This window comes from Pseudomonas sp. FYR_7 (assembly GCF_043106155.1).
In the GTDB taxonomy this organism is placed as follows: domain Bacteria; phylum Pseudomonadota; class Gammaproteobacteria; order Pseudomonadales; family Pseudomonadaceae; genus Aquipseudomonas; species Aquipseudomonas parafulva_B.
Genome location: NZ_JBICMI010000053.1, coordinates 122,864 through 138,226 on the forward strand (window position 1 = coordinate 122,864; position 15,363 = coordinate 138,226).

A 15,363-nucleotide genomic window follows, 5' to 3' on the forward strand; every position below is an offset into this window, starting at 1 on the left:
CGGCCCCAACTCAAATGTACTGTTTCCTGCCGCTTCGCTCGATCGGCCGGCCCTTGAATACGTGTGGACCATCCATGGTTAACTCGACCTTTTCACCCTTACGGGTCATCCAGGGTGTGGCTTCGGATCCCGACCTTGAGGTGACGCCGCTCGGGCTTATCGTGATGGCATCACCATCGATCTCAATGATGCCAAGAACATAGGTGTACACCATGCTGCTGAAGAATCCGCTCTTGAATTCGAACGCGCACTCCACTATCTGATCGCCGTACTCCATGCGCATTTTGGGCTTCAGCGAGGCTACCGAGACAGCACCGTTGTCGACTGCAGAGTACACGCTGCAAACAAGTGCCACCCTCCCACCCATGCGATGCGAGATAGCCGGATTGATCTCAACGCTCTCTATCCCAGGGGCAGAAGAACTCGCGCTTACCACATCGCCCGTATGGAAAACGTAGGGGTCAGAATCGAACGTCCCCCGCTTGTCAGGGGCCTGGATGATTGACATGCGTCCGTCAGGACGAAGTATGCCGACACGGAGATCAAGGTCGTCATTATCCCGACCATCTCCATTGTCCACCCAGGTAGCGCTTACCTTGATCGTCTTTGGCGCTGCAGCGCCCTTCTCCAGCGAGACCTTGTGGGCAGCTCCAGGCTTGTCCAAGGTGATGACCGACTTGGTGATGTTCACCGGCTTGGACTGTGCAGCTACTGGCTCGACCAGTGCAGGTTCATCGCTGACCTCCACCCCATACATGTTGCAGAGGCCGGCCAGGCCCGAGGCGAATCCTTGCCACACAGCCCGGGCCTTCGCCTGACCATTTCGCACATAGAGTTCAAGCACAGTGATGCCCGTCTCACCCTGGAAGGCATCAGGCGTTAGCGCCAGCACCTGGTCGCCCACTACTACCTGGGCACTGAGGTCCTTGACCTGTGCAAAACCACCGCCGCTGCCGTCCTGCGTCAGGGTGATCGCGATCTTGTTGATGCCGGCCGGGAGTCGACTCAGGTCGAAACTGATGCTGTGCCGTACCACGCCTGCCTGATTGCTCGGTGGAGTGAATGTTGCTGAGCCAGAGGCGTGCACTGGGGCATTGAAGAACACCATGCCACTGTCATCCTCGACGCGCCCAGCATCTGTCAACAAGAAAGCGGTCAGGTTCACATCGAGATTTGCGCCAGCCGCATGGGTTACCTGCACAAGTCCGTTAGCTACGCTGAGCCTTGTGTTCTCACCTGGCTTGAGGGATTGAGTCAAAGTTGGTCGCCTATTCCATTGATATGCCGACGGGGGCCGCCGGGCAGCTGCATACGTCCTTGCCCATTCAAGCAATGACAGTCTGCTGGCCAGTTTAACCAGCCGGCCGTCAGAGGGAAGCCAGAATGCGGCAGGGAAATCACGAGCGGGCTGAAGCTGCCCGCGTGGGGAATAAAGGCGCCGGGCAAAAAGGGGTCTTCTAGACCAGCATTTGGCCTATGCCTTCGGTACCGCGCTTGCTAGTCGCGCACTAAGGCACGAGAGCAAGGTGGACTAAACCTGAGCAGTTAGCTCGTCGATTCCTTATGAGTTCGCATCGCCGAGAGCCCAAACATTCATCACATCAAACGCTCGATCACGAAGCAGCTCCGCGGCGTGGCTACAGGCGTGCTCGAGCGTCATAGGCCCGGCGGTGATAGAGAACGCCGCGCAGATGCCAATCTCGCGCAGGAGCTGGTAGCCCTCACCAAGGGTACCGGCAATAGCGATCGTCGGTACTCCCGCCGCTTTTGCAACAGCTGCAACACCTGCAGTGGTTTTGCCGTAGTAGGTTTGCTGATCCAATTTACCTTCCCCGGTGATTACGAGGTCGGCCCCCTTCACCCCGTCAGCCAGGCCGGACAGCTCGGCGATTAGTTGCACACCCGGGCGAAAGCTTGCGTCAAGAAATGCTTTCGCTGCGAATCCTATTCTACCCGCAGCGCCGGCTCCTGGTGAATTGCGCACGTCCTTGCCCAGTAAGTTGGCAGCGATGTCGGCATAAACGCCCAGCGCCGAATCCAGTTCTCGGACCTGGGAAGACGTTGCACCCTTCTGTGGGCCGAAGACATGCGAGGCGCCTCTCTCGCCGGTGAGCGGGTTGTCAACGTCACATGCCACTTCGAATCGGATGCCCTGCAGACGTGGGTCCATACCTGACAGATCAATGCGGGCCAGCTGCTGAAGGGGCAAACCGCCAGGCTGCAACTCGGTACCGGCATCGCACAAGAACTTGGCCCCAAGAGCCTGAAGCATCCCTACCCCACCATCGTTGGTAGCACTTCCTCCAAAACCCATGATTATCCGGTGAACCCCAGCCTGAAGTGCCGCTTGAACGAGTTGGCCAGTGCCATAGGTGGAGGTCCGCGTTGCGTCGCGCTGGCCGACAGGCCCCAGGTGGAGGCCGCTAGCTTCAGCCATCTCGATCACTGCGGTGCGCGTATTTGCAAGCCAACCCCAGCTAGCAGTGACCTCCGTACCAAGTGGCCCGTTGACCTGGGTGGATCGCAGTTCGCCTCCGGCTGCGGCGAGAACAGCTGCGACAGTACCCTCCCCGCCATCAGCCATTGGAACGGTCACAATCTCAGCGTTGGGTAAGGCCTTTCGTACCCCTTCCGCAAGGGCCGCAGCAACTGCCTCAGCTGAAAGGCTTTCTTTGAAGGAATCGGGGGCAATGACGACTTTCATCTTTGGGAATCCTTGATCAATCGGTCAGGTCTTTTTGTGTTTTCCCGATCATGAGCCTGTTCCATGGCAGGTTCTATGTTCGAGGTGACAAAAAAGGGGCTGGCGTTTGTTCAGGTCGACAAAGGGTGCGGGGCAAGGTGCCCCGGCCTAACCGTCCAATTACGGGTGCTGCTTTGGTTCATCCTTAGGAACGGAAACTGCGGGCGGGGCTGGACACGCGGCACTTGCAGGTGCCGCTGCAGGAGGAAAGATGAATGTGAATGCCCCGAATGCAATGCCAGCGATGCCTACAATGAAGCCACCAAATGTGTAAAAACGCTGCCGTCGATTTGCTGGTTCTTGGTGCTTCAGAAGGTCTCTGACATGGTTAGCCAAAGGATAAAGGTCTGATCCATTGGGGGCTAGGTGAAGTCTCAAACGATCCATCATGAACCTGGTTTGTGTAGGTAGGCCCTCAAAGGGCAACTGTTTCTGGTGTTCCTCCTGAAGGGCCTCAAGAACCGATACCTTGTCATCAAGGCCAGTCAACCTGTTGGCTACCACATCCCGGATAAGCGTCTTGATGAGAAACTCAGTGCACGACATGTTTACGTGGCGTGTGTCAGCCATGGTACAAACTTGGCTCCAGCTAGGACTGCCTTTCTTGAGAGCGTTGATTAGGTCTGTGCGAAGGCTCCTTCGGCTCATGATGCCAAAGACTACGTCAACCGTAACCATTGTCATCCAGACCACCGACCCACACGCCACAAGTATCACGACGCCCCATGCACCAACAACCAACGATTCCATTACATTCCTCTGTTTTAGTGCTGCCCATGAATCTCGTGAAAAAATGCGCGACGTGACCCTTCTGCAACCCAAGTATACCGGGCCGCAGGTGCCAGATTAATTGGTCTGGAGGTCAAATCCAGGGGTGACAAAAAGCGATGCAAACAAGGTCTTTTCAGGACGGAACGTGTAGGTTTCCTCAAACGAGCCGCTCTTCGCTAAGGCCAACGCGATTCCACACTCCGAATCGCTGTGCGTCTTACCCTTGCTACCGAAATCGCTCTGCCAAGTTGCGAGGCCTGCAGAATCACAGAACGCACCGCCCGAATTGCCAGCCTGGCTGTAAGGCACCTTGAGCGAATCGAATCCCTTATAGGTCAGTGCATAGCTCTCAACCTTGGCCTTACGAGCGAAACTGCCGGCAGCGTCAGTCAGGATGGCTTGGCTAGCGATTTTGTCGTAGGCGCCGACGATGAAGGCGGTCAGACCTGTTTTGAGCGTTTCCTGGACGGCATCCAGCTCAGGCAGGGCAGCGAACCGAGCTTCGCGAACGATCCGGCCCACCTCGTTCCCATCGATACGGTGAATGACCACAAAACTCATGGTCCCTTCTCCGTCGTCGGAGCGCGTGAATGTTAGATCCAAGTCGACCTTGGTTCCGAACTCCCCCGAGGCTGCAATCAGAAATGAACCCGTCACCGATGATCGAACTGCCATGTTGGCACCCCACGAGTACTTGGGCTTCACAACTTCCCCATGCGGCCCCACCTCATCACCAGGCTGAACCTCATCAGGTACATCGGAGACCAAGACCATTTCTGACCCTAGGCGCGACAGGTACTGGTTGCTCTGGTCCACACCCAACAGCTGGATACGAATCTTGCCGCTTTTACTATCCCCACTGTGGCTGAGCTTCAACTCATCAGCATGGATGTAAGCGCCAGCAGTGCCGCGGCCGACTGTTGATCCAACCTGGTATTTTGCCCAATCAGCCAGGCCACCTTCTGTGGTCCCATCCAGGGAGGCACCGAATAGTCCGTACAGCCCACGCAGGAACTGCTCAGCTCCATTGGTTCGGGCAGCAATTAGGCGAATCTCAGGGTTCTCGACGGTCAGGTTCCCAGAGAAAATGCTGTAGGAGATGTCACCTTCAGCGAGGACATCCTGGAGGTAGAACCGTTGCTTGAAGTCCTCGTAGTAAGCGAGGGCCTTCTTCCCGCCAGTGTTCATCATGCCGGCTATTGAAGCTCCGCCCAGCACCACCATGGAGAGAGCGCAAATCAGCTGGGCCTTTCTGTTTTTCAAGATGGTCATCGTGATGCCTTATTGGATTTGTGCGGAAGCGTTCTTCCAGGCGTTCAGGTGCTGCTGGGATACATTAGGGGTCCATCTGAAATCGATTCCAGCATCGGGAAACTCCCGGCCTAGCACCGCGCCAAATGAAACGCGCTCCGCGCAGCTCGCCTGCTTACAAGGCTCCGGCTCCTCGGCCGAGTAGATCTTGAATGTCGGGACGGCTTTAGCACCCACGAGTGGAGCGACCGGGGTCAGGTTCGCTGCCTGCAGGACGTACCATCCATTCCCGAGCTTCCGATCGGACTTCAAGCGGCCTGGGCCTGGGAAGTCGATTTGATAGTAATCACCTTCATGGCCAGTCACGTGAACCATCATCGGGCTGGCTCTCATTGAACTGCCCGGGTCCATCATGGCCAACGGGGAGCTAAATCGAGCCCTGATCCCTGCAAGCTGTGCCAGCGCCTCACTCTCGTGCCCGCTGGTCTCCTTCAGGCTGGCCTTGAGCTGCTCGTAACGCGCTAGCACCCGAGTGTGCAGGTTTGCCATGCGCTCCATCTGGCGTCGTGCTTCCTGAGCCCGTTCTTCCCCGTCCTCGACTTGTGCGAGCTGGGTGTTACTGAGCACAACCGACCGGTAGCCGTCGATAGCCACAGCATCGACAACCGCCGCGGGGATTGTGTCCCCTGTCACAGTTGCCAGCTCATCTTGTGCCCGGGCCGGTACCGGCTCTGTTGCAACACTCTGTGTTGTTGCCTCCGCCTTTGGGGAATTCACCCCTTCAGTCGACGCTTTAGTGCCAGCCGTTGTTTGAGTTCCAGCTGCGGCTTCAGGTACCACTGTTGAGGCGGCCGAGGAGAGAGCTGTGGTAGGGCCATCTTGGCGTAGTTGGGGTTGCGCCAAGGAAACGATACCCAGGTTCGCAGCGTTACCAAAACCGCTCGCATATGGCTTGCCAGATGCGTCGACGGCTTTCCACGTTACTTTAGCCGCCGGGCAATCTTTCCCGAGGACGACCGGTAGCACAGAAACCAAACGCTCAAGAGTTTGTTGGTTGTCCCACGAGGCCCTCGAGATGGTTAGTTCAATGTCCGGTTTACACCAGGTATCCGCGGTACCAGGGACCTCAACCATGACCTGGTCTTTCTTCGAAAATGCCAACTCGTGAGATAGGGCATCCGGCACAAGACCGAATGCTCCAACCACAGCCAGCGCGAGAGCGCTATATTTCATCGCTGTCCTTAGATCAGTTCCCAAGTGCCGTTGTTCTGCTTGCAGAAGGTGCTCTGCTGCTGCTCAGGCTGGCCACTTGCGGACTTTAGGCTCACAGTCACCGGACGGCAGGATGTTTCTGCCGCGATCTGCTGGGTCTGCAGAGTCTGGATAGAGTCCAGGTCGAATGCCTGGGTCTCTTTGCTCGCTTTCACGTCCATATCGTCCAGGTGGGCAGCTGGTGCCGCCCGCTGAGCTACGGCCTGCTCTTTCGGCTGTACGTAGGACTTGTGCACGTATCCGACAGTGACACCTTTCCGACCAACCAAAACCCAATCACCCGTGGAGCCTACCGCGGTGAACTCTGTGCTCGGAGCAAGTCCGCCGACCTTTCCAGCCTTCAAACTCGGGGCGGATCGTACATTCACGCTCGACTTGGTCACGTAAGGCTCGTTGATCAATCGCATCGAGGGTACGGCCTGAACCGTAGGGGCGCGCTTGACCTCGACGACTTTGGTCTGGGTGAACTCCTTGCCCTGCACAATTTCAGCAGTCGCCCCAGAATGGTCCGACGCCCAGGTGGTGGGTCGGTTGGGGGCTACAGGTTGGTTGAGGATTTCCTGGGTACGCAGCGCCAAGGCTTGCTGGTCCTTTTCATCGAGACTGGCGCCGATACGGTTACCAAGGTAGCTGCCGAGGCTGCCGGCAATGATGATTGCCACAATCTTGCCGGTGCCCTTACCCATTGCCGCCCCAGCGACAGCGCCAGCCAGGCCGCCGATGATCGTACCGGCCTGCTGTTTGTTGATTCCCAGTTGAGCGCACCCGGTCGTGCTAGCGATGGCGATAGCCAAGCAAGTGGCGACAAACTTCTTACGCACGTTGAAACTCCTTTTTACGAACAGTCACTCTGCTTTAAGCAGTGGCTTGGTGAGGTTGTAGAGCATTGCTTCAGCAGTCATTGCCCAATGAAAAACACCCGCAACCAAAGTGGGGCCGCGATCGATGCTGCGGAAGGCCTTCTTGTACCCTTCAGATTGCACCAGGGCATTGCCGGCCATTAGGGGGATAACCACGATTGCAGCAATGGAGACGGTACGCAGCAGCCACTGGCGGCCTCGAATCAGTCCTCGCCGCTCGCAGGCGGACAGGATCAGGCCAACCAGGTTGAGTGCTCCCAGAAAGAGTCCGCTCAACAGCGACCAGGGGACGAACCACATGTTTTTGAGCACATTCAATCCTTGCTCACCGCGGATGTCGGTGTGTGCAACATCGGTGGCCATGTTGCGGGCGATCTGCGGAAGGTACTTCTCGAATTGCTCGCGACTGGCAAGCACATTCATCCCCTTCACGTAAATTGGCCCTAGCGCTTGACTCGCCATGTACAGGACCTCAGGAGACTGAGCGACCTGCGGCCGACTACGCAGGCCTGGCTTGATCGCCTGGGCGTATTCAGCAACTGTTGGCTCAAACCCGAGGTCTTCGCCAGGCTTGGGCAGCCGGATGGGTTTCCACTCACTATTGCCTATGCCAGTAGCACGGAGTGCTTCTAGCTGAGCATACGCGCGGATGACATCCAGAGTGGTTGGTACCACTTCAGCTTGGAGGCGCTCGTAGAGCGCATCGCCGTTGCGGCGCGTGTAACCTTTGAAAACGGCCTCAGCAAATGCTGGGAAATTCCCGTCGATCTTCTCTACATAGGTCCCCTGCGCACTCATCAAAATCCCGAGGTTTGCAATGAATGCCTTGCCCTCGCCGTGCTCCCGGTAATCCTGATAGGGAAGCCCTGGGATTTGAATGGAATCGTAGAGCAGCCCCTTTTTAGTGACATAGGCGTAGAGGCTGGATACCCGAAGGGTGTGAGGGAATTTCTCAGCGATGAGATCTGGCGCCTCACCCTGAACCCACCATGTTGCAGGAGCGGCCACCAATGTCATTGCTCCCACGCTGTGCCAGAGGTACTTTTCTCCGCCCCAGCGGTGATGAGCCCAGATGCACACTCGCCAACCAGTCAGGCAGACGGTTACTGACGCCAGGATCTGGCTGTATATTTCGAGATCCTGCAGTTTCTTCAGCGGTATGTCCGCGCCGGCGACGTTTAGGAGCTCAGCGTTAAAAAGAAGGCCTGCTAGCAAACAGACAGCGTTGAGGCACGCGAGCAAAACTAGGAGCATCCAACGGTTCCTTGTCAGTGTTGGTGTATAGAAACGGCACCTGCAGCTCCGAAAGCCTGAAGCTACGCATTACCCAAAAGCAGTGTGCCGAATCAGGTGAGAATTAAGCGTTATCTCTGAACCTAACTGCCGATCTTCGGATTTCAAGAGGTTCCTACCCTGCAGTAGAAGCTCTCAGGCTGTCCACGACAATATCATAATGACTTCACAGCAGTGATGGGTCTGAATTACGGCCCTATGAGCGTGTCCGTCTTCGATAGCACACACGCTGCTCTGCATCATCCAGAGCCAGGACGGCGTCGAACTTCCCTAACGGGATGAGAAATGGGATGCCTTCAGGGTACGCCACGTGCGCTAGGCCGGCTGTTACGTTCTAACGCGACAAGTAACCCTCGCTGCGGTCTTAAAAGAGACCCGGAGGATACCGGCTTCAGGGCGTGTGTCATCCCAAAGTGGGCGTACAGAATTGGGTCGCGCTGTTTAGGGACTGCGGACGCACGGCCTATCCCGCCTTAGGCGGGCTTGCTACTCAGAAGGACGGACAATTTGCGGCGCAAAATGTCCGTTCGACTACACAAAGGCGGCGCGGCGCATGATGAGCTTACTCAGGAGGCAGAGCGGCTTTTTGCGATTGGGTACCGTGCTTTCGGACGAAGGCCTGCATTGCTGGCGAAAGCGGCCGCTCTATGTCGAAGTCACCATAGGCTTGCAGGAACGATGGCCACCTTGCCTCGAGAAGGCCGGCGCGCCTGTATTTTGGTGCTACCCATATCCATTGCAAGGACCACTCAGGCCCCTCAACGGCGCCGTCGCGGCGCATGAATCCGCATGCACCCGCAATCGTACCCATGTCGTATGCAGCAAAGAGCCATCCCTGCCAATCCTCCCCTGCACGCCTAGTCGAGGAACCATCCCACTGTACAAAGTCGTACTTGAACTCGCGCTTGAACTCAAAAGCTCGATCGCAGACTGCACCGTGCATCCAGAAGGGGGAGTCCTGATCAACGAGTTCCCCAGCCCGACCGAGGTTGGTCAATCGCTCTGCAAATTGCTCATCTGGCTGGGGATCAATCATCTGCTTCTTACGACTGTGCACCTCACTATGGATGCGAGTCTCCTGCGAGTTGTTCGTGTAGTACGAATGACCGCAGTACTCGCATACCGTGTGCTCCTGAGGCTCTGGCTTCCGATACCTTGGGCCCAGGACTTCAAGCCAGACTACGACGTCACCGTCCCATTTCATGGTGAAACGGTATCCTGCTTCGTCTTGGTGGGTCGTCTCGGTCCACATAGGGTGTATCGGCCCTTGAGCTGCATTCAGCACAGTGCGGCGGCGGCCGGCGTAGTGATCATAAAGGACTATTTCAAGCTCATTGCTTGTGAGCACCTCTCTGCCCTCAAGTGCCTTTGTCAGTTCTCGAACGAGCCGAGAGGGGTCTACTTGAAGGCCGAGTCGCTCCAAACCAATGATCAGGGCCGTTGCGTCGAATGCAGTGAGGGCTTGAGTGAGGGTGATATCGTCTTCAGGATCGACCGGGCGGCGGCCAACAGACTGCTGAGCAATTCCAAAAGGCATGAGCAAGTCTTCGAAAATGTATTCGATGATTGCTAAGGCTCGCGTCTCAGTTGTAATAAGGTAGTCGCCAATGTCCAAGTTCTTGGCTACACCCTCCTTCAGAACCTCACGCTCAAATCTCGTCAGCCCCTCACCACGAGGTGAGGCTTTGCGCTCTTCAACAAGGATCTCGCAGAGCTTGGTAAGCGTTTCGCTAGATACGTTGGTGGCCATGGTCTACCTAAACTAAATGGTGCCCCGCTTCTTGGAAGCCGGAGGGTGTACAGACCTTCGTGAAAATCACCTTGATCACGAGGTGCAATTCATGAGCTACGGTTGGCTAGGCTCAGTGCTGTGCATAGTGCCAAACGATCTGACTGCATTTCGGCTCACCCTTCGAATGACCTGCTTGGGCAAAAAACGCACGCCGCGGCGCTGCATCTCCAAGCTCACGCTCATCTCTCCAGCCATTTTTTGGAGTTTGGCTCTATCCTCAAGCCGTGCGGTTCGTGTCACTTCTGCAAGTAGTCGCATGGCATGGACCAGCCCTCTCGCTTTGCGAGCTTCCGAAATGGTCGCAACAGCCGGAGGTGCGGCCCGAAGATCGATGCCTGAGAAGAGGTCAGCCACCAAATCTAAGCGTGGATCATCAGCCTCCTCAAGAAACCTCAACGCCGGCGGACTGAAGCGGAAGGAAAACTGATCCCCGTCGCTCCAGTACTCGATCAGGATCGGAGCCCGACTCATAAAACCATCATGGGTGACATTGACTGTCTCAGACGACAAGTACGCAGCGTGCTTGTGAATAGCTTCATCAGACAGGGTGCCGTTTGGGCTGCCCTTCAATTCAGGTTGAAATCTCATTTGTCGCCTTACGCCGGATAAGTGGGGTCACCTGGTCTGCAGGTCTTTCATCAACCATGAGTGCGTGTGCAGGCGGCAGATCAATTGCCGCCCAGTCGGCCCATTTTAACCGCATGCCCAGGCGGGGACCGCCTAGCGTGGGTCGAAATGCATGCTCACGGCACACAAACCCAAGCCCTGTAGCCAACTCGGCTGGTTCGAGGCTCGAAGACAGTTTCTAAGGCAATAAATTGTAGTGACAAAATGCCACGATGGCTCTTTACTACGTCGCCCGCCAGCCAATAGATGGAGGGTCAGGAATAGCTGTCTTCAAAGGAGTTCAGAATGCTTACAAAGGGCGCAATCGCACTGGCTATGGGTTTGATCGCAGGAAGCGCTTCAGCAGCAAGCTTCGACTGCACGAAAGCGTCGGGCTTTGCAGAGACTGAGATTTGCCGAGATGGCTACCTATCCGGAGTGGATGTAGTTCTCGATCGTACATACAAGAAGGCCGTCGCTGCCTCCTCAAACCCAGAGGGGCTCCGCCAATCGCAAAGGGAGTGGCTCCAAACCCGAAATCAATGCCAAGACCAGAAGTGCCTGGATAAGGCGCTTGGGACTCGAATTCAGGAACTGGAACGTATCGCAAGTGCCGAGCGCGTAAAAGCAATGCAGGCGCGAGACGAACAGGATGCGGCACAACGTAGAGCTGTGGAGGCCGAGCGCGAAAGGCAAGCCACCGCGCTGGCTAATCAGCAACGCCAGGCAGCACTAGCGACACAGCGCACACCCTCCCCAACGGCATCTTCCACGCAGGCAATACACCCGACTAGCGCCCACGCCCAGCAAGCACAGAATCCCGTGGCTTCGTGGTTCATCAATGGGCCTGGCTGGAAATACACCCTGGTGCTGGGGTTACTCCTCTCCATCTGGGCTGTTGTGCGCCACCATAGCGGGTCTGCAACCATCTACAGCGACTACACAGATGCTTTGATCACGAACCTACTACCTGCGCTCGGGATCGCTACAGGCGCGATTTGTCGCTGGCTTGAAATGCCAGGCGTCGTATCCGCTATCGCTGTGGTAGCTGGTTTCGTCCTCTCGATTGCCTACGCGATTTACTCGACTGCGAAGAACAACAGGGGTGGCTTAAGCATCTTCCTGACCTTGGTGGCGAAGCTGACTCTGATTTCAGTCTTCTATGTCGTCATCGGGTTGCTGATTGCCTCGCTGTTCAACGGTGGTGCGCGTCGTAAGGGCGAATCCCAGGCAAGAGCCGATGCCCGCAATCGACGTGAGCGAAAGGCAACCATGGCATTGATCACGGCTCTCTCTGCGGCATACACCGCCCTCACTGCATGGGTGTGCCGTAACCCTAAGTTCGCCCCTGTTAGCGAATGCCTGGAATTCAACCGAGTCCCTGCTCTGACATAAGCCCCCCTATTCCGTGCGCCACCAGGCGCACGCGACTTGCCCAGAAGGGTCAGCTGAGCATCATGGCGGGTGGAAGAATGCTAGGCCCACCCGCCCCGATATGGCAGCATCAATACTCGCCGGCCTGAAGCGGTTTGCAACAACTCTGCAGCGCAGGTGCCTCACTTTCCCTGCATATTGCCAATTTCAAAAGAGTGATCACTTTGATGCCCTGGGTAAAACGTTCGCTTGGAATCCTCAGCTTGGTGCTGGTTACGGCAATCGGTTTATGCCTCCACTTCTACTTACCGCGCCATGAGGTCGTTCATGTGACTGGTGTCGAGGTGAAGCGCATGGATGCAGATGGCGTGATCAGCGCTGAGAACCCGGCTGATGGTCCAACCCGAGATGTCTATTTCATCAACACTGTTTCAACCGACGCAAATCGTGAGGTAGCGGTCTATCGAAATGAGGATACCGGTTGGGGATTCCCGTGGTACTTCAAATTCGATAGCGCCGACCTGCAGGCTAAGGCCCAGGACTACTCGCGTGACGCGAACCAGCTCGCGGTCATCAGGTATTACGGCTGGCGCTTCCAGATCTTCTCGATGTTCCCAAACATCACCGACATCAAGGCCACAACCAGCAACATCGAGCCTTTCCCAATTTTCGTTACCCTCTTTTTCGGCGGGCTGCTCATTCTTGTGCTTGTGATCACCCTCCTCGTCCGCCGAAAGCTGCGCGCCCGGCATAGGCCAATGGTCCCGAACCAGTAGGCTTTACCTTCGCCGTTATTCCCCCGGACGTTAAGCTGTGTTGGGCACCGCCAGGGCGCTGTCCTGGCTTCTCAACCGCCGGATCTGACTTCTCAAGGACGCAGTATGCAAATCACACAGGGCCAGCGCCTGCCGCTGTCCAGCATAGGTATTTCTGACCGCCTCACGGTTGCGGTCTCCATTCAGTCAAGCAATGTGATCGACGTAGCCTGTTTCGGGCTTGATCAGCAATCGAAGCTGTCCGACGACCGCTTCATGGTGTTCTTCAACCAAACCTCCGCACCTGGTGATGCCATCCGGCTGATTGGACAAGGCCAGTTCGAAATCAACCTGGGCGCATTGCCGGCAACGATCGATCGATTGGTATTCACCGCGGCGATTGACGGTCCGGGTGCCATGAAAGACATCTCGTCCAGTCGCTTCGTTGTGAGTGGCCCTGATGCACCAAGCGCAGCCACGTGCGAGTTTGACGGGGGCACGTTCACCGTCGAGAAGGCGATCATGGTTGTCGACATTTACCGCAAGGGTGGCGAGTGGCGCATGCTTGCCAACCTGCAGGGCTTCAAAGAAGGCTTGAGCGCGCTTGTGCGCCACTTCGGCGGTGAGGTGAGCGATGAACCCGCGACCGCGCCTCCAGCACCTGCTACGCCGCCTCTTGTCCAGGCAACGGTATCTCTCGAGAAAAAGGTCGCAGCCCAAGCGCCAGCATTACTCAGCCTGGCAAAAAAAGCTCAGATCAGCCTGGAGAAAAACAACCTCACCAAGGTGAGAGCGAAGCTAGGCTTCGTGCTCGATGTGAGTGGTTCTATGAATGGCCAGTACAGCCGAGGCAGAGTGCAAGAGGCCATGAACCGGCTGATGCCACTCGCCGTAGCCTTCGATGATGACGGCGAGCTGGATGTTTTTGGGTTTGGGGCAAAACCAGTTCAGCTCTCGCCAGCCACTCTATCCAACTACAGCGACTACATCGACACTGAGCAAGGCGGTTGGCGGAAGTGGGATGTGGGCCAGCGCGTAAATGACGAACCACGCGCGATGAGGATGGTTATAGATTTCTATAACCGCTTGGGTGGATCAGAACCGGTCTACATCATTTTCCTCAGCGACGGCGGCGTGCACAAAAACCGTGAGATCACCCAGCTGATGATGGAGGCCTCAGGCAGTCCGTTCTTCTGGCAATTTGTAGGCTTAGGCGGCAACGGTTACGGCATCCTGGAGCGCCTTGACGATATGCCCGGCCGCGTTGTCGACAACTGTAGCTTCTTCGCTATGGATGACCTCCACGATCTCACCGAAGAAGCTCTGTACGAAAAATTGATGGAAGAATTCCCAGGATGGCTGATCGAGGCGCGTGCCAAAGGGATCATCACCTAGTAAGTGCTTGAAAGCTGCGGCACCACGGTGCCGCAGTTAATCTCAGCCCAAATACTTAAGGTCGAACGGTTGGATCTCCCGGAAACGCGCAGAACGGTCCAAGTCGACCCGAGCACCCCAGCTATTCAGCGCGCCGACAGGATCTATGTGCTCAATGCGGCCAAAGTCCAAAAGGTCCCAGTCTTCCCGTCGCACGACTACAGACAAGATATACGGCTCCTCTAGGCGACCGGTCGCGGGGTCATTACGCTGAACATACCCTGACACCAGGCAGCGATTGATTGCCGGCAGCAGCGCGAATACCTCGCCAACGACCCTGAACAAAGAGCCGTAACACAATCCCACAAAGTCCCGTCGCACCTGGGCATCACTTCGTGTCTTGAAGGTGAGTTTTCCATTGCCTTTTGCCTCGGCAGTACGCCGCGGGGTATCACCCTCGTCAGGTAGATCCACATCCAATGCTATCCCGGCTGCATCGTAGGTGAACTGATAGGCAACATTCGTTTCCTTGGGCCAGGCTATGCCGCTCAGCACGTAATCAAGCGCTTTCTCCATATGAGCACTGAATCCCTTCGCAGCCAGGCGAAAGGTCTTCTCAGCTTCCGAGCGCTCATTGTCATGCGCGTCACGGGCTGCCTCCCACTCCGATAGATCCTGCTGGTAGATCTGCTCGTTGGTGAGGCGGTCAGCCTCTAGCTTGCCAGACCTGAACAACCTATCAACGAAGCTAGGCTCAACTGACGTCGGCGCCGTCGGAATCGGCATCGAAAAAGGAGGCGGTAATGCCGGCATAGTACCCGGCCGAGGGGTGCCTACGTGGACGTTCAAGCAATCATTGAGATCCTGGTTCAAACTCTCTGCAGCTTTTGTGAGCAGCGCTTCAATCTCTGCAGCCTGTTCGCTCTTAACGCGCCTCACAACTCCTGCAGGAACCGGACTTCCTGCCTCATCGACAATCAATAGCGTACCGTCATCCTGCACGCTGATCTTGATCGGCCCTGAATAGCCCGCTGAACCGGAGGAGCTGGATGGTGACTGACGTGCACCATCCAAGCGCTGACGGTAGGACAACCCGGTCCCGGGTAGGCCAGCGTTCAGAAACGTGCCATTACGTCCCATTGTCATGCTTAGGCCCCTCGGGCCAACTGAAGCGGACAATCCGCTGGGGGAGATATTAAGCCTTACGCCCGGCACAATCGTGATCCGCTTACTGAACCTCCACCCCATAGCCTTTTCCTTGACTTATGATTG

Annotated in this window: 12 protein-coding genes; 3 read left to right on the top strand and 9 right to left on the bottom strand. The window is 56.5% G+C overall.

Annotated features, from left to right (window positions below):
- Positions 1 to 10: 10 nt before the first annotated feature.
- From ACF8R3_RS13920 to ACF8R3_RS13955, 8 genes are all read right to left on the bottom strand, one after another.
- Complete coding sequence (locus ACF8R3_RS13920; protein WP_196185889.1) at positions 11 to 1,258, bottom strand: TerD family protein; 1,248 nt, start codon at positions 1,256 to 1,258, stop codon at positions 11 to 13.
- Between the two features lie 303 nt (positions 1,259 to 1,561).
- Positions 1,562 to 2,704, bottom strand: coding sequence for a glycerate kinase (locus ACF8R3_RS13925; protein ID WP_196185888.1), 1,143 nt, complete (start codon positions 2,702 to 2,704; stop codon positions 1,562 to 1,564).
- 885 nt (positions 2,705 to 3,589) lie between these two features.
- Positions 3,590 to 4,786, bottom strand: a complete 1,197-nt coding sequence (locus ACF8R3_RS13930; RefSeq protein ID WP_196185887.1) for a hypothetical protein — start codon at positions 4,784 to 4,786, stop codon at positions 3,590 to 3,592.
- A gap of 9 nt (positions 4,787 to 4,795) precedes the next feature.
- Positions 4,796 to 5,998 carry a hypothetical protein gene (locus tag ACF8R3_RS13935; RefSeq protein WP_196185886.1) on the bottom strand — a complete coding sequence of 401 codons (1,203 nt, stop codon included), beginning with the start codon at positions 5,996 to 5,998 and terminating at the stop codon, positions 4,796 to 4,798.
- Between the two features lie 8 nt (positions 5,999 to 6,006).
- Positions 6,007 to 6,858, bottom strand: a complete 852-nt coding sequence (locus ACF8R3_RS13940) for an SH3 domain-containing protein (protein WP_392515742.1) — start codon at positions 6,856 to 6,858, stop codon at positions 6,007 to 6,009.
- Positions 6,859 to 6,882: 24 nt separating this feature from the next.
- The gene (locus ACF8R3_RS13945; RefSeq protein WP_196185884.1) at positions 6,883 to 8,151 is read right to left on the bottom strand and encodes a hypothetical protein; all 1,269 of its coding nucleotides are present in this window, start codon (positions 8,149 to 8,151) and stop codon (positions 6,883 to 6,885) included.
- Positions 8,152 to 8,752: 601 nt separating this feature from the next.
- Entirely contained in the window at positions 8,753 to 9,940 is a 1,188-nt protein-coding gene (locus tag ACF8R3_RS13950; protein WP_197844479.1) for a GNAT family N-acetyltransferase, read from the bottom strand.
- A 96-nt stretch (positions 9,941 to 10,036) separates the two neighbouring features.
- Entirely contained in the window at positions 10,037 to 10,570 is a 534-nt protein-coding gene (locus tag ACF8R3_RS13955; RefSeq protein ID WP_196185882.1) for a hypothetical protein, read from the bottom strand.
- 324 nt (positions 10,571 to 10,894) lie between these two features.
- Here ACF8R3_RS13955 and ACF8R3_RS13960 point away from each other — a divergent pair, with 324 nt between their 5' ends.
- The 3 genes from ACF8R3_RS13960 (at position 10,895) to ACF8R3_RS13970 (ending at position 14,112) form a co-directional block, all read left to right on the top strand.
- Positions 10,895 to 11,983, top strand: a complete 1,089-nt coding sequence (locus ACF8R3_RS13960) for a lysozyme inhibitor LprI family protein (protein WP_196185881.1) — start codon at positions 10,895 to 10,897, stop codon at positions 11,981 to 11,983.
- 206 nt (positions 11,984 to 12,189) lie between these two features.
- Complete coding sequence (locus tag ACF8R3_RS13965; protein WP_197844493.1) at positions 12,190 to 12,738, top strand: DUF1523 family protein; 549 nt, start codon at positions 12,190 to 12,192, stop codon at positions 12,736 to 12,738.
- Positions 12,739 to 12,843: 105 nt separating this feature from the next.
- Positions 12,844 to 14,112, top strand: coding sequence for a VWA domain-containing protein (locus ACF8R3_RS13970; protein ID WP_196185879.1), 1,269 nt, complete (start codon positions 12,844 to 12,846; stop codon positions 14,110 to 14,112).
- A gap of 42 nt (positions 14,113 to 14,154) precedes the next feature.
- Here the strand turns inward: ACF8R3_RS13970 and ACF8R3_RS13975 are convergent, their stop codons facing one another.
- Positions 14,155 to 15,339: a DUF4236 domain-containing protein gene (locus ACF8R3_RS13975; RefSeq protein ID WP_392515743.1), complete on the bottom strand. Its 1,185-nt coding sequence runs from the start codon at positions 15,337 to 15,339 to the stop codon at positions 14,155 to 14,157.
- Positions 15,340 to 15,363: the final 24 nt, after the last annotated feature.